The sequence below is a fragment of the Ensifer adhaerens genome (assembly GCF_001270265.1).
GTDB classification, from domain to species: domain Bacteria; phylum Pseudomonadota; class Alphaproteobacteria; order Rhizobiales; family Rhizobiaceae; genus Ensifer; species Ensifer adhaerens_B.
Genome location: NZ_LGAP01000006.1, coordinates 1 through 19,745, shown reverse-complemented (window position 1 = coordinate 19,745; position 19,745 = coordinate 1). Strand labels below are relative to the sequence as shown.

The following is a 19,745-nucleotide window of genomic DNA, read 5'->3' as shown; positions in this document are numbered from 1 at the left end:
GCCCGCCAAATCACGGACTATTCAAAAATCTGTGAGAGAGATGCGCAAGAAAACGTCGGGAAGAAGGCCAGCCAAATCCGTCATCACAGTCCGGCCGGCCCCACTTGATCGCAGGCGTGCACTGGTTACCTTCGATGGACGCGCGGAGCAAGCGGCCATCGGCCGCAATGGCATCACCAGCCGCAAGCGCGAGGGCGACGGTGCCACGCCGCGCGCCGCGATGAAGCTCATTGGCGGCTACGTCAGACGCGACCGGATCCTGCTGCCGCCCACACCGCTGCCGACACGGGTGACCCGCAAGGGCATGCTCTGGTGCGACGCTCCCGACCATGCCCGCTACAACCGCCCGGCCAACGCGCCCTTCGCGCCAAGCCACGAGGAAATGATGCGCTCGGACGGGCTCTACGACATCTGCCTGGTGATGGACTGGAACCTCACCAGCCGGCGCCGTTATGCCGGTTCAGCGATCTTCTTTCACCTCATCCGTCCTGGATACGAACCGACGCAGGGCTGTGTCGCCGTAAGCCTTGCTGCCATGCGCCGGCTGATCCCGCACCTGCGTCGCGGCACGGTCGTCAAGGTTCTCTGATACCGGGGCGTCGACGCTTCATATGAGCCAAGCTGAAGATCGATTAAAGAATTCGGAAAGCATAAGCCTGGCGAGAAATCTCATCGAGTACAACCATCAACACTTCCGCAAGCTCTGGTGTCTATTTAGCCTCAAGCGAGAATTGCAGGGCGAGTGCAGCCGATGCTGACCATGACGGCCAAAGCGATACCGGCAACCGACGGACGGTTCTTCGGGATGAAAGAGGTTCGCGACATCGCGAATGGCGTCTCGCAAGATTCTGACATTGCACGGCTGCTCGACTGGGTCGAATCCTATCTAATGAACGGCCATCCCGATCTCGGACGCGCCGGCGCCGTCTGCCCCTTTACCCGCCAGGCCGCCAGGATCGACACCGTTCGGCTGGCGATTTCTCACGCGCGTCCCGAAGACGAAGACGGGACCTTTGCCCTGATCCGTGGCGCCTTCACCGAACTTGAAGCGATCCCCTGCAAACCCGCGATGAAGCATTTTCGCACCGTGATCGTCGGTTTTCCTGATTGCGACAGCCCCGAAGGGATTGCGATGTTGAAGCGCATCCAGCGGCGGCACCGGTTCTATTCACTCGCCCGCGCCCGGATGATCGGCATGATGCATGCGGGCTCCGAGGAGCGCGGCCTCTGGAACCCGGAGTTCCGCCCGCTTCGCGCCCCGATGCCCGTTCTGGCGATCAGGCATCTGGTCGAGAACGACGCCCCGTTTGCCGCTCTTCATCCCGCTCTCATGGTTGCCTACCTCGCCCGTTTTCCCATCAAGGGAACGCGGCGGCTCGTCAATCATTTCCGTAGCGGCTGAGCCATGCCCGGCCGAGCAACGTCGCCGATCGCCGACGCGGTCGAAAGAATTCCGAGCTCCCGCGGTTTGGGCGAAGATCTTCAAATCAGCGTCGTCACAGACCTCGACGGTTTCGAGGCCCTGCGAAAAGAATGGGACGATCTGTTCGAGCGGGCAGCCGAGCCTCAGCAGGTCTTCCAGCGCCACATCTTCCTGCGCCACTGGGCGCAGCACTATCTCGACGCAGGGACACAGCTCTGCATCGTCACCGGGCGCCTGGACGGGCGCCTCGTCGCCCTCTGGCCGCTGGTGCGCCGCCGCAAACTCGGCCTCGATGTGCTCGGTTTCATGGGAGCGCCGGTGGCCCAGTTCGCCGACGTGCTTGTCGAGGCCGGTGGCGACCGACACGCCTTGCTCGAAGCCGGCTGGAATGCCGTCGCAGCGCTCGGCGCCGACATTTTCGAGGCCCGGCGGGTAAGAGCGGACGCAGCCCTGTGCGGGCCGGTTGTCCCGAGCGGCGCCCGTTTGCCTGGCAACGTCCAGGCGCCCTTTGCAAGCCTGTCGCGGCGGGTGGCTGTCGATGGCCCTGGTATCGCCTATTCCGCACGCGAGCGGTCGAACTACCGACGTCGGCTGCGAAGGCTGCGCGAGCGCGGCGACATCACCTTCACCGAGCCGGACCCGGGTTCAACAGCCGTAGCGGCCGCAGCGGCCGCCATCATCATCAAGAAAAACTGGCTGCTCGAAAATGCGATCCTGTCGCCGACCGTCATGGACAGCCGCTTCCAGGCGTTCTTCGAAGACCTGGCCGCCGATCCCGGCACCGGCCTGCATGTCTCGACGATCGCCTGCGACGGGCGGCCGATCGGTGTCGATCTGTCCTTCGATTGCAAGGGCCACACTTTCGGACACGTGCTGGCAACCGACCCCGGCTACGACCGCGAGGGCCTCGGGCGGCTGCTCATCCACCGGACATTCGCAGCCGCTGCCCACCGCGGCAACCGCGTCTTCGACCTGCTGGCGCCGGCGGACGGCTACAAGATGCAGCATGCCGACGGGCTTGTTGCCGTCGGGGACTATGCCTTCGCATTCTCCTGGCGCGGGCGGCTGATACGCGAGCTTGTGATGGCGCGGCTACAACCGATGGCCAGGACCTGGGCAAGGCGCCTTCCGGCCGACCTGCTGCGCAGGCTGGTAACGCGCGCAATCTGAACCGATCAGGCGAGCTGGCGCGGCGTCACGAAATCGACGAGGCGACATCCGCCTGATGCGAGGTCCTCCCAGCTGGAGCCGTCGAACTCGAAGACGGCAAGCGCCGCCGTTGGAAACTTCTCGCGCATGCGCGCGAGCGCCTCTTGCCTGCCCGATCCGGCAATGAGATGGGCCAGATCCTCCATGCCCGGATTGTGGCCGACGACAAGCAGGTTGCCGATGGCCGGATCGACCGCACGAATCGCCGTCAGAATGGCGGGCGCTGCCACTTCGTAGATGTCGCGCGTCTCGCGCGCGGGGATTGGCGGCGGCAAGTTGTCCTTGACCAGCGCCCAGGTTTCCCGCGCTCGTCGCGCCGTGGAAACGAGGGCAAGCCCCGGGATCAATCCCTTGCGCTCCATATAGGCGCCGACCAGCGGCGCCGCCTTGCGGCCGCGGTCGCCGAGCGGCCGATCATGATCGGGAACGCCTTCCGGCCAGGCGGATTTGGCGTGGCGCAGCAGCATCAGGCGGTATGTTTTCGCCCTGTGATCCTCGGCCATGACCGCCTCCTTTTGCTATGGCGAGCCGTTCCGCACGCGTTGGCACAACAGCGCCGCGCGTCTTATCAGACGCGCAAAGGTCGCTGTAGCACTTTGAATTGCTGCATGTTTTTACCCTTAAATCGGATGGGATTTAAGGAAACATGCAGTAGCTCCATTCTTGCACTGCCGCCGCATTTTGTCCTGCTGGGATGCGATGAAAAAAAGGCCGCCCCGAAGGGCGGCCATCAACGCCGGAAAAGCTCAAGAACCGGCTTATTTCCACTCGCGCCGGCTTATTTCCACTCGCGGATGTCGACGAAATGTCCGGCGACAGCTGCGGCTGCCGCCATTGCCGGCGACACCAGATGCGTACGTCCCTTGAAGCCCTGGCGGCCTTCGAAGTTACGGTTGGAGGTCGAGGCGCAACGCTCGCCCGGCTTCAGCCGGTCATCGTTCATCGCCAGGCACATCGAGCAGCCCGGCTCGCGCCAGTCGAAGCCCGCTTCCCGGAAGATCTTGTCGAGGCCCTCGGCTTCCGCCTGTTCCTTGACGAGGCCGGAGCCCGGCACGATCATCGCCGACACGGTCGACGCAACCTTGCGTCCTTCGACGACAGCGGCAACGGCACGCAGATCCTCGATGCGGCCGTTGGTGCACGAGCCGATGAAGACACGGTCGACGGCAATATCGGTGATCTTCGTGCCGGGCTTCAGGCCCATGTAATCGAGCGCGCGCCACTTGGAGCTGCGCTTGTTCTCTTCCGGGATCTCGTCCGGGTTCGGGACGATGCCCTGAACCGAGATCACGTCCTCGGGCGACGAACCCCAGGACACGATCGGCGGCAGATTGGCGGCGTCGAGCACGACGACGCGATCGTAGTGCGCGCCTTCGTCCGTGTGCAGCGTCTTCCAATAGTCGAGCGCCATCTCCAGGGCCTTGCCCTTCGGCGCGCGCGGCTTGTCCTTGATGTATTCGAAGGTCGTTTCGTCGGGCGCGATCAGGCCGGCGCGGGCACCGCCCTCGATCGTCATGTTGCAGATGGTCATGCGGCCTTCCATCGACAGCGCGCGGATCGCTTCGCCGGCGAACTCGATGACGTGGCCGGTGCCACCGGCGGTGCCGATCTCACCGATGATGGCAAGGATGATGTCCTTGGCGGTGACGCCCGGCGGCAACTGGCCGTCGACGCGCACCAGCATGTTCTTGGCTTTCTGCTGGATCAGCGTCTGGGTCGCAAGCACGTGCTCGACTTCCGAGGTGCCGATGCCATGCGCCAGCGCGCCGAAAGCGCCGTGCGTCGAGGTGTGGCTGTCGCCGCAAACGATGGTCATGCCCGGCAGCGTGAAGCCCTGCTCGGGACCGACGATGTGCACGATGCCCTGGCGCTTGTCGTTTTCGGAGTAGTATTCGACGCCAAACTCGGCCGCGTTCGTGGCGAGCGCCTCGACCTGGATACGGCTTTCCTCGTTCTTGATGCCGAGATGGCGATCAGGCGAGGTCGGCACGTTGTGGTCGACGACGGCAAGCGTCTTTTCCGGAGCGCGGACCTTGCGGCCAGCCATGCGCAGGCCTTCGAAAGCCTGCGGGCTCGTCACCTCGTGAACGAGGCGACGATCGATGTAGAGAAGACAGGTGCCATCGTCCTGGCTGTTGACCAGATGGTCGTCCCAGATCTTGTCATAGAGAGTACGCGGTGCGCTCATGGCGATATATCCATCGAATTTTCAGAAAGAAGGGAAAAGCCGGCAGCCAGGCGGCCGGAAACGCTGATCAAGGGATCAGGATAGCAGGCTTGTCAGCGCCCCGGATACGCGCGCGAAAAAGCGTGCCGGCAGACGCTTGTGGTCCTGCAGCACGACGATTTTCTGCTCTCGACATCCGAACTTGGATTCCATGCGGCCGTACATATCAATTTTTTGACACTTCGGCAATCGGTGGAAGCGGCCTCAACGCTGCTCGGCGCGCCGCAACCGCCGCTCGAGCCCCCGCAAGCCAAGCGACAGGCCGATGGTCAGGACGAGATAGACATAGGCAACGATCGAATAGGTCTCGAAGAAGCGAAAGGAACCGGAGGCGTAGACCTTGCCCATCTGGGTGATGTCGGCAACGCCCAGCACCGAGACCAGCGAGGAGTCCTTGACCATGGCGACGAAGTCGTTGCCGAGCGGCGGCAGGATGACGCGGATCGCCTGCGGGAAGATGACCAGGCGAAACCGCTGGTAACGCGTCAGGCCCAGCGCTTTCGCCGCCTCGACCTGCCCCTTGTCGACCGAGAGGATGCCGGCTCGAAACACCTCGGCGATGAAGGCGGAATAACCGATCATCAGCGCCATGATCGCCCGCCACATCAGCGAGATGTCGCGCACCACCACCGGCTCCGTCCAGCCGGCCGAAATCAGCGGCGCGGTGATGAAGTTGGCGACCGTGACAAGAGCCGGCGCTCCGACGAAGGCGATATAGAACAACAGGACGAGGATCGGCACGCCGCGAATGACCTCGGTATAGAAGCGTGCAATCTGGCGAAGTGCCGCATGCTCCGACAGCGCCATCAGGGCGATACCGAGACCGAGCGTCGTCGCCAGCACGAAACCCATCAGGGTCACGAAAATGGTGACGCCGATGCCCTTGAGAACGACGTTGAAGACTTCGGTGTAGATGTCATTGGTGACGATAACAGCGGCGAGCGCCACGGCAATCACCAGAAGGGCGACCAGCCACCAGGGATAGTCGCCCTTTCCGGACATATCAGAAGATTGTGGGGAGGCCATGGCCTGCGATCAGCCGCCCATCTTGTAGTCGAGGAACCACTTCTTGTCCAAGGCGTCGAAGGTTCCATCCTCCTTCAGAGCCTTGATCGCGGCGTTCACCGGAGCGACCAGGTCCGAACCCTTGGGGTAGATGAAGCCGAAGTCCTCGGTGCCGAGCGGGCCGCCGACGACTTTCAGCTTGCCTTCGGACGAATCGACATAGCCCTTGGCGGCGACGCTGTCGGTCAGGACGACGTCGACGTCGCCGGCCTTGAGTGCCTGCACGGTGGCGCCGAAGGTCTCGAACAGTTTGATGCGCGGGTTCTGCTCGTTGCCGTCGAGCATTTCGTAGACGGCAGTGTAGAACGGCGAAGTGCCCGGCTGCGCACCGACCAGGCCGTCGGCAAAGGCGCCGAAGCTCTTGCCGTCGGTGAAGCGGTTCTCGTCGCCGCGCACCAGCATGAACTGCTGCGAACGCATGTAGGGGTCGGAGAAGTCGACCTTCTCCTTGCGGTCGTCCTTGATGGTGATGCCGGTCATGCCGATCTGGTACTGGCCGTCATGCACCGCCTGGATCATCGCGTCCCAGCTGGTGTTCTGGTACTCGACCTTGAAGTTCAGACGCTTGGCGATCTCGTTCATCGCGTCATATTCCCAGCCGATCGCCTCACCGGTCTTGGGATCGACGAACTGCAGCGGCGGGTAGGCATTTTCCGTGACGACGACAACCGTCTTGCCGCCGAGATCCGGCAGGTCGCTGGCGAACGCCGGTGCGGAAAAAGCAAATGGAACGGCAAGTGCAGCTGCGATGCCCGCAAGCACATGGCGACGGATTGTCATTGGAAGAGCTCCCGAAAAGTGTGGCAGCGAAAAATGTCACGGATTGTGGAGAAAAGACAAGCGCATAGTACCAAAAAAGAAAGGCGGCCCGAGGCCGCCTTTCCAACAATCCGAAAGGATTGAAATCTTATTCCGCTGCGGCTTCTGCTGCCTTGGCTTCAGCGGCTTCTGCTGCTGCCTTAGCTTCGGCGGCTTCTGCTGCTGCCTTTTCGGCTGCGAGAGCCTGTGCTGCTGCGATCTTTTCAGCTTCGATCCGTGCCTTTTCCTCGGCAACGGCCTGGCGTTCGGCGTCGTTCAGCTTGCGGGCGCGGGTACCGGTGTTTTCAACGATACGAGCCGACTTGCCGCGACGATCGCGCAGGTAGTAGAGCTTGGCGCGACGGACCTTACCGCGGCGAACCACTTCAACGCTCTCGACGAGCGGGGAGTAAACCGGGAATACGCGCTCGACGCCTTCGCCGTAGGAGATCTTGCGAACGGTGAAGCTCTCGTTGATGCCGCCGCCCGAGCGAGCGATGCAGACGCCTTCATAGGCCTGAACGCGGGTACGTGTGCCTTCGACAACGCGGACGTTGACGCGCAGCGTGTCGCCTGCGGAGAAATCGGGGAGCGTGCGCTTGGCGGCAATCTTGGCGGCCTGTTCGGCTTCCAGCTGCTGGATGATGTTCATCGGGTTAACCTTTCAAGTTCTTCTGAAACAGCCAGAGCGCTCTCGATCGACCTGTCGGACTTGCCTTCAGATGTTGCCGGACCCGGCAGGAGCGGATTCACCATTCTTTGTTGGTGGTCGACGGGCAAAAAACCCGAACCGGGGCGGCACTTACACGAAGAAACCCCGCTTGTCATCCCCGCAAGCCATATTTTCCGGGCCATGGAGGCGTTCGGCGCGAATTCTATCAGAGAATTCGAAATAACGCGCATGGAAATGCATGCGAGCGCGGGCTTGCGGCCGCAGAGTCTGCGGGTTATGCCGGGCGGAGTGGTAGGGGGAGACCATGCATTTCTTCGAAATAATTCTGCTTTTCGTCGCCGGTCTCCTGTCGGGCATGGTCAATGCGATTGCCGGTGGCGGAACCTTCCTCACCTTCGGCGCCATGACCCTTGGCGGGTTGTCGCCCATTGTCGCCAATGCGACGTCGTCGATCATCCAGCTTCCCGGCTACATCACCTCGGCGCTTGCCTATGCCAAGGAGATCCGCGCAGACCGCCGCCAGGCGATCCTGCTCGGCGTCATCTCGGCGGTCGGCGGGCTTGTCGGCGCGGTGTTGCTGATCTCCCTGTCGAACGCTTCGTTTCGCGCGCTGGTCCCCTGGCTGCTGATCGTCGCGACGGCGATCTTCGCCGCCGGGCCGCTCTTGAAGCCCAAGGCCCGCATCGACGAACATGCGATCAGCCCGGCCGGCATCGTCAGCCAGTTCGCAACCTCGATCTACGGCGGCTTCTTCGGTGCCGGCATGGGCATCATGATGCTGGCCGTGCTGGGGATTGCCACCGGCGGCGGCTATCACCGCCTGAACGCGCTCAAGAATTTCATCTCCATCGTCATCGCCACCATCGCCATCGTCATCTTCGCCGCCGGCGGCGTCGTGTCGTGGCTGCATGCGGCGATCATGGTTCCAGGTGCAGCACTCGGCGGTTATCTCGGCGTCTGGGCGGCCCGGCGCGTGCCGCAGGCGGTAATCCGCGCCCTGGTCGTGGCAGTCGGGCTGTTGCTCGCCGCCTATTACTTTTTCACGGGTTGAGCGATGAGATCGGGCCGACGCTCCTCGGTCAGCCGACGGGCTTCGGCTTCGCGCCATTTGGCGATCGCGCCGTGATTGCCCGAGGTCAGCACCGGCGGGATCTCCCTGCCCTCGAAGACCTGCGGGCGCGTATAGTGCGGATGCTCCAGCAACCCGCCTTCGAAGCTTTCATGAACGCCCGACAGCTCGTTGCCCATCACCCCGGGCAGAATGCGCACGACGGCGTCGAGCAGCGTCAGTGCCGCCGGCTCGCCGCCGGACAGAATATAGTCACCGATCGAGACTTCCTCGAGGTCGCGCCCATCGATGACGCGCTGGTCGACGCCTTCGAACCGGCCGCAGACGATCACCACGCCGGGGCCGTCGGCAAGTTCGCGGACGCGTTTCTGCGTCAACGGCCGACCGCGCGGGCTCATCAGCAGCCGCGGGCGATGATCGTCCTGAGACACTTCGTCGATGGCACGGGCAAGAACGTCGGGCTTCAACACCATGCCGGCGCCGCCGCCGGCCGGCGTATCGTCGACCGTGCGATGCTTGTCCTCGGCAAAATCACGGATCTGCACGGCATCGATCGACCATTGGCCACGCTCCAGCGCCCGGCCCGAAAGCGAGGCGCCGAGATGGCCGGGGAACATTTCGGGATAGAGCGTGAGCACCGTCGCACGGAAGGGCATTGCCTTACCGCTCACTTGCGCTTGGCCGAAAACGGGCTGCCGGGCTCGTCCTTGTCGTCGATGAGGCCGGCAGCCAGCGGATCGACCAGCAGCTTGCCGCCTTCCAGATCGATTTCCAGAACGGACCACTCGGTGAACGGGATGAGCACCGGGCGCTTGCCCGGTCCCTTGAGCTCAAGCAGGTCGCCGGCGCCGAAATCGAACACGCCGGTCACGGTTCCATAGCTCTTGCCGCTGCCGTCGATGGCCTCGAGGCCCTCAAGGTCGGCATAGAAGAATTCGTCTTCGTCGAGATCGTCGTCCGGCAGATTGTCCCGATCGACAAACAATTCGAGACCGTTGAGCGCCTCTGCGGCCGTGCGGTCGTTGACGCCGCGAAAGCGGACGACAACCACGTTCTTGGCCTCACGGACCTCCAGCACCTCGAACACGCGCCCGTCGGCGCTATGAAGATGGCCGTAATCGCCAAGCGCGGTCGGATCCTCGGTGAAGGATTTGACCCTGACCTCGCCGCGCAGCCCCTGGGCCGCGCCGACAGTCGCCATCAGAACCGGGTTTTCGAGTTTGCTCATCATCCGCATCCGTTTCAGGATTTCAGGGTGCACATAACGGAAAACGGGCGGCATGGGAATGCCGCCCGTTTTCCACATCCGTTTGCCGGATATTATTCCGCAGCACCTTCGGCAGCGGCAGCAGCGGCGTCTTCGGCCTTCTGCTTGGCTTCAGCAGCGCGCTCCTGAGCCTTCTTGCCCGGCAGACCCTTGTTCGGGTTGCTGCGAGCCGGACGCTGAGCGATACCGGCCTGGTCGAGGAAGCGCATGACGCGGTCGGTCGGCTGGGCGCCCTGGGCGATCCAGTGGCTGATGCGCTCGGCGTTGAGCTCAACGCGCTTTTCGTCGTCCTTGCCGAGCATCGGGTTCCAGGAACCGATCTTCTCGAGGAAGCGGCCGTCACGCGGGCTGCGGGCGTCGGCAACGACGATCTGGTAGTAAGGACGCTTCTTGGAACCGCCACGGGCGAGACGAATTTTCAGTGCCATTTGAGTAACTCCTTGCAGGCTTTCTTGACCGCTTCGTTCAAGCGGAATGGGTGGTGCCGACGTTGCCCGCGGACTGCGAGCGATCGGCGGCGATGGCTTCATGATGCCGGATGACTTCCTTGATGATGAAGTTCAGGAACTTCTCGGCGAAATCCGGATCCAGATTGGCATCCTTCGCCAGATGGCGAAGGCGTTCGATCTGGTATTCTTCGCGCGCCGGATCGGCCGGCGGCAGATTGTGCTTGGCCTTGAGAACGCCGACCGCCTGGGTGCAGCGGAACCGTTCGGCCAGCATGTGAACGAGCGCGGCATCGATGTTGTCGATCGACTGCCGGTAACCCGCCAATTCTTTCTTGATCTCGGGATCAATCATCTCTCACCGATCCTCACTTCTTCTTGGGCAGGCCGGGAAGGCCGGGGAAACCGCCAAGGCCCGGAAGCTTGGCGCCGCCGAGACCGGGCAGGCCACCGCCACTGAGGCCCGGCATGCCGCCGGGCTTGAGGCCGGCCGCCTCCGCCTGCTTCTGCAATGCTTCGAGCTGCTTGGGGTCGATATTCGACAGATCGGGCATGCCGCCGCCGCCAAGGCCGCCGAGGCCCATCTTGTTGGCAAGGCCGCCCATCATCTGCTTCATCATGCCGCCTTTGCCCTTGCCGCCCATCATCTTCATCATGTCCGCCATCTGACGGTGCATCTTCAGAAGCTTGTTGATGTCGGCAGCATCCGTGCCGGAACCGGCGGCGATGCGCTTCTTGCGGGAGTGCTTCAGCATATCCGGGTTGGCGCGTTCGGCCTTGGTCATCGACGAGATGATGGCGATCTGGCGTCCGAACAGCTTGTCGTCGAGACCAGCCGAGGCCATCTTGTCCTTCATGCCGGCCATGCCCGGCATCAGGCCCATGATGCCGCCCATGCCGCCCATCTTCTGCATCTGGCGCAGCTGGTCGGCCAGGTCGTTCAGGTCGAACTTGCCCTTCGCCATCTTGGCGGCCATCGCGGCCGCCTTTTCGGCGTCAATGTTTTCGGCAGCCTTTTCGACGAGCGAGATGATGTCGCCCATGCCGAGAATGCGGTCGGCAACGCGGCGGGGATGGAACTCTTCGAGTTCACCCATCTTTTCGCCGACGCCGATGAGCTTGATCGGCTTGCCGGTGACGGCACGCATCGAAAGGGCGGCACCGCCGCGGCCGTCGCCGTCCATGCGGGTGAGCACCAGGCCGGTGATGCCGACGCGTTCGTCGAAGTTGCGGGCGAGATTGACGGCATCCTGACCGGTCAGCGCATCGGCGACCAGCAGGATCTCATGCGGATTGGACTTCCGCTTGATTTCCGCCATCTCGATCATCAGCGGCTCGTCGATATGGGTGCGGCCGGCGGTGTCGAGGATGACGATGTCGTGACCGCCGAGCTTGGCGGCCTGCACAGCGCGCGCAGCGATATCGGTCGGCGACTGGCCGGCGATAACAGGCAGCGTATCGACGCCGGTCTGTACGCCGAGCTGGCGAAGCTGTTCCTGGGCAGCCGGACGACGGGTGTCGAGCGAAGCCATCAGGACCTTCTTCTTGTCCCGCGTCTTCATCCGGCTGGCGATCTTGCCGGTGGTCGTCGTCTTGCCCGAGCCCTGCAGACCGACCATCATGATGACGACCGGCGCCGGCGCATTGAGGTCGATGGTGACGCCCTCGGAGCCCAGCATCTCGATCAGCTCGTCATGGACGATCTTGACGACCATCTGCCCCGGCTTGATCGATTTCACGATCTCCGCGCCAACCGCCTTCTCGCGAACCTTTTCGGTGAAGGAGCGCACGACGTCGAGGGCGACGTCGGCTTCGAGCAACGCACGGCGAACCTCGCGAAGCGCCGCGGAAACATCTGCTTCCGACAATGCGCCGCGGCCGGTCAGTCCATTCAATATGGAACCAAGGCGGTCCTGGAGGCTCTCGAACATTCTCACTTCCTTCTGGTTTCCGGTGGCATGGAGACTAGCCGGAAACGTGGGTTCCTTCGCCTGAAAAACAAGGCGCAAAGCCAAAAACCACCCGAGGGCGCAACGCGCTGTCGGATGTTGACCTCCGGGCTCTCTTTATACCTTTACGGGACCCGGTCGGTGGCTTCGAAGTCATCAACTTGCGAAGGAATTTGCCGCGATAAACAGGAAAGCGGCCGAAAAGTCAAGAACGACAGGCAAATCCGGCGGCAGGGATTTCAGTCAACGGCGGCGGCCGCGACGATCACGACGGCGCCAAGCCGGTAGAGAACCGCGATCATGGGTCCCCCTTCCTGTCCGGTGCGCCGAGTTCGCGCGCCAGGTCCTCGAACGCCGTCGCGACGCGCGTCATGACCCTGAGTGCCGCGACCACTTCGGTCTGGTTGATATCGCCCAGAACCGCGTGCAACAATTCGAGTTCGCGTCGGTGGATTGCCTCGAACAGGTCGCGACCGGCAAGGCTCGGCGCACAGAAATAGGCGCGCCGATGTTCCGGGTTGGGTCGCTTTTCCAAAAAACCCTTTTCCAGCAGTCCGACAACGACGCGCAGCACGAATTGCCGTTTCATCGACAGGCGCCGCGCCGCCTCGGGCACCGTCAACGGCTCCAGGCAGAGAAGCTCCAGCACCGCCCTTTCGGCGACGGATATGCCCGAACCCTCCAGCATGTGCTCGATCGAGCGATGCACATTGAGATGGATTGGCCGGACCAGCTTGATGGCCTTGTAGAGACGTTCCTGTTTGTCGAAGCGAATTAGCATAAGGCACGATAGCAATTGAGTTGCTATTTTCAAGAATTTCTTAAACCTTGCCCCTTCACCCTGTCACGGCGCACCGCAAGCGCCTATGTCTTTAAGACATTGCCACCGAACAATCGCCGGAAAACGACGATGCCGAAGGTCAATCCTTACTACCGGGGGCCTGCCTCCGACCACTTCGACGGAACGCGGTTCTTCAACCCCAACGGCCGGCAGCCGCGGGGCATGGCCGCCCTTCTGCGCTGGCAGCTCGGCCGCGGCAAGGTGAAGTGGCCGGCGCATTATCCAAGCCCGTTCGCACAGGCAAAGCCGGAACTGAGCATCGAGGCCGATCGCCTGCGCGTGACAATGGTCGGCCACGCGACCCTGCTTATACAGGTGCATGGCTTCAACATATTGACCGATCCGGTCTGGGGCCACAGGGCGAGCCCCTTTGCCCTCGTCGGCCCGTCGCGGCGCAATGCACCCGGCATCGAGATGGACGATCTGCCGCCGATCGACCTCGTGCTCGTCACCCACAACCATTACGACCACCTCGATCTCGACACGCTGGCAGCCCTCAACGAGGAGCACAGCCCGCTGATTGTCACGCCGCTCGGCAACGATACGATCATCCGCCGCACCGTGCCGGACGCGACCATATCCGTTCTCGACTGGGGCGACCGGCTGGACCTCGAAGACGAACTGGTGATCCATGCCGAGCCCTGCCATCACTGGTCGGCGCGCGGCTCCGGCGACCGCCGCATGGCGCTCTGGGCGGCCTTCGTCATCGAGACCCCGGTCGGCAAGATCTATCATGTCGGCGACACCGGCTTTCACGGCGGCATCAATTATCGCGCAGCCCGCGAAAAGCATGGCGGCTTCCGCCTCGCCAACCTGCCCTTCGGCGCCTACGAGCCGCGCTGGTTCATGCAGGATCATCACCAGAACCCGGAGGAGGCCGTCCAGGGCATGATCGACTGCGCCGCGGAGCACGTGGCCGGGCACCACTGGGGAACCTTCCGCCTGACCGATGAAGGCGTCGATGCTCCCGTGCGGGCACTCGAACAGGCACTGGACGAGGCCGAAATCGCACGCACCCGCTTCAGGGCCATGCGCCCGGGCGAAATCTTCGATGTGCCGCCCTCAGGCCCGACGGGCCAATGAAGCCGGCACTGGTAATTTCCGGGCTTTTCCGCCATATACAGCCCGAATGAAGGGTGCCTCCGCTTGGCGAGGCCGGTTTGGACAATCGCGACATGGCCGACAACGTGCAATTTGCCAGAATGAACGGGCTTGGAAACAAGATCCTGGTCGTCGACATGCGCGGCCGTCGCGACCGCGTCACGCCGCAGGCAGCCATAACGCTCAACGCCGATCCGGCCACCGCCTTCGACCAGATCATGGCGATCCACGATCCGAAGGCCTCTGGCACCGACGCCTGGATCGACATCGTCAATTCCGACGGCTCGATGGCGCAGGCCTGCGGCAACGGCACCCGCTGCGTCGTCCAGGCGCTCGCCGCCGAAACCGGCAAGAAGGCCTTTCTCTTCCATACGGTTGCCGGCCTGCTCGAAGCCAGGGAGCATGACGACGGCACGATCTCCGTCGACATGGGAAGCCCGCGCTTCGGCTGGAACGAAATTCCGCTGTCGGAAGAGTTTCACGACACGCGCCGGATCGAACTGCAGATCGGCCCGATCGACAATCCCGTGCTGCATTCGCCGTCGGTCGCCTCCATGGGCAATCCGCACGCGATCTTCTGGGTCGACAACGACGTCTGGTCCTACGACCTCGAACGCTTCGGACCCTTGCTCGAAAACCATCCGATGTTCCCCGAGCGGGCCAACATCTCGATCGCGCGCGTGCTTTCGCGCGGCGAGATGGATCTCCGAACCTGGGAGCGCGGCGCCGGCCTGACGCTCGCCTGCGGTTCTGCCGCCTGCGCCGCGGCAGTCAACGCCGCCCGAACCGACCGCACCGATCGCAAGGTGATCGTCAACGTGCCCGGCGGCCCGCTGTCGATCGAATGGCGCGAAGTGGACGACCACGTCGTCATGACCGGCCCTGCCGAATGGGAATGGTCTGGAACCGTCGATCCCGCCAGCGGCGCCTGGCAGCGCGATGAGGCCCAACCGGGAACCGCGGGGGCCCGGGCGCTTTGAGCGGCGTCGAGGTCATAACCTTCGGCTGCCGTCTCAATACCTACGAATCCGAAGTGATGCGGGCGGAAGCCGAAAAGGCGGGGCTGAACAATGCCATCCTCGTCAACACCTGCGCGGTGACCGGCGAGGCCGTGCGCCAGGCGCGCCAGGCGATCCGCCGCGCCCGCCGCGACAACCCGCATGCCCGCATCATCGTCACCGGCTGCGCCGCCCAGACGGAGAAGGAAGTCTTCGCCAGCATGGCCGAGGTCGACGCCGTGCTCGGCAACGAGGAGAAGCTGAAAAGCGCGTCCTATCGCTCCCTGCCCGACTTCGGCGTTTCGGCGGAAGAAAAGCTGCGCGTCAACGACATCATGAGCGTGCGCGCCACCGCGCCGCAGATGGTCAAGCATATCGACGGTCACGTGCGCGCCTTCATCCAGGTGCAGAACGGTTGCGATCACCGTTGCACCTTCTGCATCATCCCTTACGGCCGCGGCAATTCCCGTTCCGTGCCGATGGGTGCGGTGGTCGACCAGGCGCGTAAGCTCGTCGACGGCGGCTACAGCGAGATCGTCCTGACCGGCGTCGATGCGACGAGCTACGGCGCCGACCTGCCGGGAACGCCGACACTCGGACTGCTGGCAAAGACGCTGCTGAAACAGGTTCCGGACATCCGCCGCCTGCGCCTCTCGTCGATCGATGGCATCGAGGCCGACAGCCATCTGTTCGATCTGATCGCCGACGAAGCGCGCTTCATGCCGCACCTGCACCTGTCGCTGCAGCATGGCGACGACATGATCCTGAAACGCATGAAGCGTCGCCATTCGAGTGCGGACGCCCGCGCCTTTACCGATCAGGTCCGGCGCTTGCGCCCCGAGATCAGCCTCGGCGCCGACATGATCGCCGGCTTCCCGACGGAAACCGAAGACATGTTCGCAAACGCCGTGCGGCTTGCCGAGGATTGCGGCATCGCCCACCTGCATGTCTTTCCCTATAGCCCCCGCCCCGGCACGCCGGCAGCGCGGATGCCGCAGCTCGACCGGGCGCTGGTCAAGGATCGCGCCGCGCGGCTTCGCGCGACGGGTGCTGCACTCCATGCCCGCCACCTCGAAAGCATGGTCGGCAGCGAGCAGATGCTGCTGGTCGAAAACAACGGCCTCGCCCACACGGAAAACTTCACGCTCGTCGATGCCGCCGGCCTCAAACCGCGTGCGCTTGTGCCGGTCACGATCGCCGGCCACAATGGCAAGCATCTGACGATGCAGGTAAAACAGATGGCTGCGGCCTGACTCATGCGGAATCCCTGAATGGCAATCGGTTTCATCAAGAAGATCTTCTCCTTCGGCAAGGGCACTGTCGAGGAAACCAAGCCGCAGGATGCCGCGCCGGAGGCTGACGTCGCGGCGACGGTTCCGGCTGAAGCGCAACCGGCGCCGGAGCCGGCTGTCCCCGAGGAGATTGCCCCGGTCGACGTGCTCGTCGACGAGCCCGTTGCCGAGCAACCCCCGGCCGAAGAAACCTCCGAAGAGCTGCTTGAACCGCTGTCGGACCTCGAAGCCCTGCCGCTTTCCGTCGAGGACCCGATCCTGCCGGCCGAGATCGAGACCGCAGGCGGACCGGCACCGGACGAGGCCCGCAGCGACGAGGACGTTGTCGTCAGCAACGAAGCGGTCGCGTCTGTTGAACCCGCCGCAGAACAGGAAGAGCTGTCGCCGGTGGCGCAAGAGGCGCTTGAAGCTTACGGCGCACTTCAGGAATCCGTGCCGGAAGAGCCGTCTGTCACGCCTGAGGATCTGGCCGAGCAGGAAGAACTCGCCACCGTTGAAGATCAATCAGGCGACGACAACGCGAGCGACGAACCGGCCGCAGATGCGGAACTCGCCGAGGAAATCGTTGAACAGAACGACAGTGTTTCCGCGGCGCCGGTCGCCGAGGCGCCAGTCCTTGAGACCTCTGTCCCCGAAGCACCCATCGCAGCCAGCCTTCCCAAAGGTTTTGCCAGCGCCGCCGAGCGCGCAAAGGACGAAACCGTTGCCGCGCCGCAACCAAAGCTCACCTGGTATCAACGCCTGCGCCGCGGGCTCGCGCGCACCTCGTCGCAACTGACGGGCCAGATCGCCAGCCTCTTTACCAAGCGCAAGCTCGACGAGGCGACGCTGCAGGATCTGGAAGATCTTCTGATCCAGGCCGATCTCGGCGTCGAGACGGCGATGCGCATCACCGATACGCTTGCCTCCGAGCGCTACGGCAAGGACGTTTCCGGCGAGGATGTGTCGCGCATCATGGCCGGCGAAATCACCAAGGTGCTGTCGCCCGTCGCCAAGCCGCTGGAACTCGATCTCAGCCACAAGCCGCACGTCATCCTGGTGGTCGGCGTCAACGGCACCGGCAAGACCACGACGATCGGCAAGCTTGCAGCCAAGCTGTCTGGTGCCGGCCTCAAGGTGATGCTCGCCGCCGGCGACACCTTCCGCGCCGCCGCCATCGAGCAGCTGAAGATCTGGGCCGAGCGCACCAAGTCCGACATTGTTTCTTCCAAGCTCGGCGCCGATGCCGCCGGCCTTGCCTACGAGGCCTTCCAGCAGGCGCGCGAAAAGAAGGCCGACGTGCTGATCATCGACACGGCCGGCCGGCTGCAGAACAAGGCCGAACTAATGGCGGAACTAGAAAAGATCGTGCGCGTGCTCGGCAAGCTCGATCCGGATGCGCCGCACACGGTGCTGCAAACGCTCGACGCCACCACCGGCCAGAATGCCCTGCAGCAGGTGGAGATCTTCCGCAACGTCGCCGGTGTCAGCGGGCTGATCATGACCAAGCTCGACGGCACGGCCCGCGGCGGCATTCTTGTCGCCATCTCCGCCAAGCACAAGCTGCCGGTCTATTTCATCGGTGTCGGCGAAGGCATCGATGATCTGGAACCGTTCGAGGCCAAGGATTTTGCCGAGGCGATCGCGGGCGTCGCCGCCTGACGGCGGATGTCCGCCACGTCATATTGGACGCGCACCACCATACAGCGCCGCGCGCCTGCGCAAACGTCGCTGTAACACTTTGATCTGCTGCATAATTTTGTGCCTAGATCGATTTCGATTTAGGGAATTATGCAGTGGCGTTTGCGCAAGCCGGCTGCCTTGATATGGTTTTGCCGCAAAGCTGGTGTTATGAGCGGCAGGCACATGCGAAAACAGGATCCCGAAATGTCGACGATCGAGGCTACCAAGCCGCAGAAGGAAGTCAGCCCGCTGTTGAAGCTGGTGCTGGAACTGGGGCCATTGATGGTCTTCTTCTTCGCCAATTCCCGCGGCGAGTGGTTGGCCGGGCATTTCCCGACGCTGGCCGAACTCGGCGGCCCGATCTTCGTGGCGACGGGCCTGTTCATGGCCGCGACCGCAATCGCGCTCGCCGTCTCCTGGATGCTCACCCGCACGCTGCCGATGATGCCGCTGATCTCCGGCATCGTCGTCTTCGTCTTCGGCGCGCTGACGCTCTGGCTGCAGAACGACACCTTCATCAAGATGAAGCCGACGATCGTCAACACGCTGTTCGGCAGCATCCTGCTCGGCGGGCTTCTCTTCGGCAAGTCGCTGCTCGGCTACGTCTTCCACTCCGCCTTCAAGCTCGACGAAGACGGCTGGCGCAAGCTGACTGTGCGTTGGGGCGTGTTCTTCCTCGTTCTCGCCATGCTCAACGAGGTCGTCTGGCGCTCGTTCTCCACCGATTTCTGGGTCGCGTTCAAGGTTTGGGGCACGATGCCCATCACCATCCTGTTTACACTGGCCCAAATGCCGTTGATCATGAAGCATTCGCTTGAACAGGATAGCGCTGAGTGAGCACAGCCATCGACGGCAACGACAGTCAGAACCGGCGTGCGCTGCTCTGGTTTGTAGCCTGTGTCGGCGTTCTCGCCATACAGGTCATCACCCAGCATCTGATGGGCCGTATCTGGATCTGCGAATGCGGCTACGTCAAACTGTTCGAGGGCGTGGTCAAATCGAGCGGTAATTCCCAGCACATCGCCGACTGGTACACGCCGTCGCACATCATCCACGGCTTCCTGTTCTACGGCCTCGGCCACCTGCTTCTGCGCGGCAAGCCGCTGACCGCCAAATTGTTCCTGGCGATGGTCATCGAATCAGCCTGGGAGATTGCCGAAAACACCCCCGTGGTGATCAACCGCTACCGCTCGGCGACGATCTCGCTCGATTATTTCGGCGACAGCATCCTGAATTCGACGATGGACACGCTGGCCATGGTCGCGGGCTTCATGTTTGCCGCCCGCATGCCCGTCTGGCTGACGGTGCTGATTGCCATCGGCTTCGAACTCTTCACCGGCTGGCTGATCCGCGACAACCTGACCCTCAACGTGCTGATGCTGGTCTGGCCGCTGGATGCAATCCGCGCGTGGCAGGCGGGGATTTAGTCGAGCCGGTCTTCGCCTTCCCCCTCATCCCGCTGCCGCGACCTTCTCCCCGCAGGCGGGGAGAAGGGAGTTGAGGCGCTCTCGTCCCCTCCGTCGCTGCTCTACGGAGTAGCGGTCGTCGTGCATGTCGTCGAGGCAATGCGGATTAGGGTAGGCGGGCGCCGCAGATGTCCTTCTCCCCGCAAGCGGGGAGAGCGACTGTCTTGTGGGTCAAGCGTTTTGCCATGGTTTGCGGTCCCGGATGATGGCGCTGAGGATGGTGAGCAGCTTTCGCATGGTTGCGACGATGGCGACGATC

21 protein-coding genes are annotated in these 19,745 nt (G+C 63.3%); 10 read left to right on the top strand and 11 right to left on the bottom strand.

Features of this window, described 5'->3' with window-relative positions; all coding sequences use genetic code 11:
* Nucleotides 1-40: 40 nt before the first annotated feature.
* From AC244_RS12520 to AC244_RS12510, 3 genes are all read left to right on the top strand, one after another.
* Entirely contained in the window at nucleotides 41-589 is a 549-nt protein-coding gene (locus AC244_RS12520) for a L,D-transpeptidase family protein (protein WP_053249169.1), read from the top strand.
* A 162-nt stretch (nucleotides 590-751) separates the two neighbouring features.
* Nucleotides 752-1,402, top strand: coding sequence for a DUF6875 domain-containing protein (locus AC244_RS12515; protein ID WP_053249168.1), 651 nt, complete (start codon nucleotides 752-754; stop codon nucleotides 1,400-1,402).
* 3 nt (nucleotides 1,403-1,405) lie between these two features.
* Nucleotides 1,406-2,593: a GNAT family N-acetyltransferase gene (locus AC244_RS12510; protein ID WP_053249167.1), complete on the top strand. Its 1,188-nt coding sequence runs from the start codon at nucleotides 1,406-1,408 to the stop codon at nucleotides 2,591-2,593.
* A gap of 5 nt (nucleotides 2,594-2,598) precedes the next feature.
* Here AC244_RS12510 and AC244_RS12505 read toward each other — a convergent pair whose 3' ends face one another.
* From AC244_RS12505 to rplS, 5 genes are all read right to left on the bottom strand, one after another.
* Nucleotides 2,599-3,135, bottom strand: a complete 537-nt coding sequence (locus AC244_RS12505; RefSeq protein ID WP_053249166.1) for a SixA phosphatase family protein — start codon at nucleotides 3,133-3,135, stop codon at nucleotides 2,599-2,601.
* A 275-nt stretch (nucleotides 3,136-3,410) separates the two neighbouring features.
* Complete coding sequence (gene leuC / locus AC244_RS12500) at nucleotides 3,411-4,820, bottom strand: 3-isopropylmalate dehydratase large subunit (RefSeq protein ID WP_053249165.1); 1,410 nt, start codon at nucleotides 4,818-4,820, stop codon at nucleotides 3,411-3,413.
* Between the two features lie 243 nt (nucleotides 4,821-5,063).
* Nucleotides 5,064-5,885, bottom strand: coding sequence for an amino acid ABC transporter permease (locus tag AC244_RS12495; protein WP_053249164.1), 822 nt, complete (start codon nucleotides 5,883-5,885; stop codon nucleotides 5,064-5,066).
* 9 nt (nucleotides 5,886-5,894) lie between these two features.
* Nucleotides 5,895-6,704 (bottom strand): transporter substrate-binding domain-containing protein, encoded by an 810-nt coding sequence (locus AC244_RS12490; protein WP_053249163.1) that lies wholly within the window; start codon nucleotides 6,702-6,704, stop codon nucleotides 5,895-5,897.
* A 127-nt stretch (nucleotides 6,705-6,831) separates the two neighbouring features.
* The gene (gene rplS, locus AC244_RS12485; RefSeq protein WP_053249162.1) at nucleotides 6,832-7,374 is read right to left on the bottom strand and encodes a 50S ribosomal protein L19; all 543 of its coding nucleotides are present in this window, start codon (nucleotides 7,372-7,374) and stop codon (nucleotides 6,832-6,834) included.
* Nucleotides 7,375-7,699: 325 nt separating this feature from the next.
* On the opposite strand from rplS, the gene AC244_RS12480 reads away from it, so the two are divergent.
* On the top strand, nucleotides 7,700-8,446 hold the full coding sequence (locus tag AC244_RS12480; protein WP_053249161.1) for a sulfite exporter TauE/SafE family protein: 747 nt from the start codon (nucleotides 7,700-7,702) through the stop codon (nucleotides 8,444-8,446).
* Here the strand turns inward: AC244_RS12480 and trmD are convergent.
* From trmD to AC244_RS12450, 6 genes are all read right to left on the bottom strand, one after another.
* On the bottom strand, nucleotides 8,428-9,120 hold the full coding sequence (gene trmD, locus AC244_RS12475) for a tRNA (guanosine(37)-N1)-methyltransferase TrmD (RefSeq protein WP_053249160.1): 693 nt from the start codon (nucleotides 9,118-9,120) through the stop codon (nucleotides 8,428-8,430). The two genes, AC244_RS12480 and trmD, sit on opposite strands and share 19 nt — an antisense overlap.
* 11 nt (nucleotides 9,121-9,131) lie before the next feature.
* Nucleotides 9,132-9,692: a ribosome maturation factor RimM gene (gene rimM, locus AC244_RS12470; RefSeq protein ID WP_053249338.1), complete on the bottom strand. Its 561-nt coding sequence runs from the start codon at nucleotides 9,690-9,692 to the stop codon at nucleotides 9,132-9,134.
* A gap of 92 nt (nucleotides 9,693-9,784) precedes the next feature.
* Entirely contained in the window at nucleotides 9,785-10,159 is a 375-nt protein-coding gene (rpsP, locus tag AC244_RS12465) for a 30S ribosomal protein S16 (RefSeq protein ID WP_025425174.1), read from the bottom strand.
* A gap of 37 nt (nucleotides 10,160-10,196) precedes the next feature.
* Nucleotides 10,197-10,532, bottom strand: a complete 336-nt coding sequence (locus tag AC244_RS12460) for a chorismate mutase (protein WP_053249159.1) — start codon at nucleotides 10,530-10,532, stop codon at nucleotides 10,197-10,199.
* A gap of 13 nt (nucleotides 10,533-10,545) precedes the next feature.
* Complete coding sequence (ffh, locus tag AC244_RS12455) at nucleotides 10,546-12,108, bottom strand: signal recognition particle protein (protein ID WP_053249158.1); 1,563 nt, start codon at nucleotides 12,106-12,108, stop codon at nucleotides 10,546-10,548.
* Between the two features lie 316 nt (nucleotides 12,109-12,424).
* A complete protein-coding gene (locus tag AC244_RS12450; protein ID WP_053249157.1) occupies nucleotides 12,425-12,907 on the bottom strand; it encodes a MarR family winged helix-turn-helix transcriptional regulator in 483 nt (160 codons plus the stop codon).
* 129 nt (nucleotides 12,908-13,036) lie between these two features.
* Between AC244_RS12450 and AC244_RS12445 the strand changes: the two genes are divergently transcribed.
* The 6 genes from AC244_RS12445 (at nucleotide 13,037) to AC244_RS12420 (ending at nucleotide 19,447) form a co-directional block, all read left to right on the top strand.
* Nucleotides 13,037-14,050 (top strand): MBL fold metallo-hydrolase, encoded by a 1,014-nt coding sequence (locus tag AC244_RS12445; RefSeq protein ID WP_053249156.1) that lies wholly within the window; start codon nucleotides 13,037-13,039, stop codon nucleotides 14,048-14,050.
* 92 nt (nucleotides 14,051-14,142) lie between these two features.
* Entirely contained in the window at nucleotides 14,143-15,048 is a 906-nt protein-coding gene (dapF, locus tag AC244_RS12440) for a diaminopimelate epimerase (protein WP_202596069.1), read from the top strand.
* Nucleotides 15,045-16,319 (top strand): tRNA (N(6)-L-threonylcarbamoyladenosine(37)-C(2))-methylthiotransferase MtaB, encoded by a 1,275-nt coding sequence (gene mtaB, locus AC244_RS12435; RefSeq protein ID WP_053249154.1) that lies wholly within the window; start codon nucleotides 15,045-15,047, stop codon nucleotides 16,317-16,319. The genes dapF and mtaB overlap by 4 nt, the downstream gene beginning before the upstream one ends.
* 18 nt (nucleotides 16,320-16,337) lie before the next feature.
* Nucleotides 16,338-17,999 carry a signal recognition particle-docking protein FtsY gene (gene ftsY, locus AC244_RS12430; protein ID WP_053249153.1) on the top strand — a complete coding sequence of 554 codons (1,662 nt, stop codon included), beginning with the start codon at nucleotides 16,338-16,340 and terminating at the stop codon, nucleotides 17,997-17,999.
* A gap of 225 nt (nucleotides 18,000-18,224) precedes the next feature.
* On the top strand, nucleotides 18,225-18,857 hold the full coding sequence (locus AC244_RS12425; protein ID WP_152975932.1) for a septation protein A: 633 nt from the start codon (nucleotides 18,225-18,227) through the stop codon (nucleotides 18,855-18,857).
* Entirely contained in the window at nucleotides 18,854-19,447 is a 594-nt protein-coding gene (locus AC244_RS12420; RefSeq protein WP_053249152.1) for a DUF2585 domain-containing protein, read from the top strand. Before AC244_RS12425 ends, AC244_RS12420 begins: the two co-directional genes overlap by 4 nt.
* Nucleotides 19,448-19,745: the final 298 nt, after the last annotated feature.

Bases quoted from the DNA above. Each gene is read 5' to 3' on its own strand.
- AC244_RS12520 (WP_053249169.1), top strand. From the start codon at position 41: ATGCGCAAGAAAACGTCGGGAAGAAGGCCAGCCAAATCCGTCATCACA.
- AC244_RS12515 (WP_053249168.1), top strand. From the start codon at position 752: ATGCTGACCATGACGGCCAAAGCGATACCGGCAACCGACGGACGGTTC.
- AC244_RS12510 (WP_053249167.1), top strand. From the start codon at position 1,406: ATGCCCGGCCGAGCAACGTCGCCGATCGCCGACGCGGTCGAAAGAATT.
- AC244_RS12505 (WP_053249166.1), bottom strand. From the start codon at position 3,135: ATGGCCGAGGATCACAGGGCGAAAACATACCGCCTGATGCTGCTGCGC.
- leuC (WP_053249165.1), bottom strand. From the start codon at position 4,820: ATGAGCGCACCGCGTACTCTCTATGACAAGATCTGGGACGACCATCTG.
- AC244_RS12495 (WP_053249164.1), bottom strand. From the start codon at position 5,885: ATGGCCTCCCCACAATCTTCTGATATGTCCGGAAAGGGCGACTATCCC.
- AC244_RS12490 (WP_053249163.1), bottom strand. From the start codon at position 6,704: ATGACAATCCGTCGCCATGTGCTTGCGGGCATCGCAGCTGCACTTGCC.
- rplS (WP_053249162.1), bottom strand. From the start codon at position 7,374: ATGAACATCATCCAGCAGCTGGAAGCCGAACAGGCCGCCAAGATTGCC.
- AC244_RS12480 (WP_053249161.1), top strand. From the start codon at position 7,700: ATGCATTTCTTCGAAATAATTCTGCTTTTCGTCGCCGGTCTCCTGTCG.
- trmD (WP_053249160.1), bottom strand. From the start codon at position 9,120: ATGCCCTTCCGTGCGACGGTGCTCACGCTCTATCCCGAAATGTTCCCC.
- rimM (WP_053249338.1), bottom strand. From the start codon at position 9,692: ATGAGCAAACTCGAAAACCCGGTTCTGATGGCGACTGTCGGCGCGGCC.
- rpsP (WP_025425174.1), bottom strand. From the start codon at position 10,159: ATGGCACTGAAAATTCGTCTCGCCCGTGGCGGTTCCAAGAAGCGTCCT.
- AC244_RS12460 (WP_053249159.1), bottom strand. From the start codon at position 10,532: ATGATTGATCCCGAGATCAAGAAAGAATTGGCGGGTTACCGGCAGTCG.
- ffh (WP_053249158.1), bottom strand. From the start codon at position 12,108: ATGTTCGAGAGCCTCCAGGACCGCCTTGGTTCCATATTGAATGGACTG.
- AC244_RS12450 (WP_053249157.1), bottom strand. From the start codon at position 12,907: ATGCTAATTCGCTTCGACAAACAGGAACGTCTCTACAAGGCCATCAAG.
- AC244_RS12445 (WP_053249156.1), top strand. From the start codon at position 13,037: ATGCCGAAGGTCAATCCTTACTACCGGGGGCCTGCCTCCGACCACTTC.
- dapF (WP_202596069.1), top strand. From the start codon at position 14,143: ATGGCCGACAACGTGCAATTTGCCAGAATGAACGGGCTTGGAAACAAG.
- ftsY (WP_053249153.1), top strand. From the start codon at position 16,338: ATGGCAATCGGTTTCATCAAGAAGATCTTCTCCTTCGGCAAGGGCACT.
- AC244_RS12425 (WP_152975932.1), top strand. From the start codon at position 18,225: ATGTCGACGATCGAGGCTACCAAGCCGCAGAAGGAAGTCAGCCCGCTG.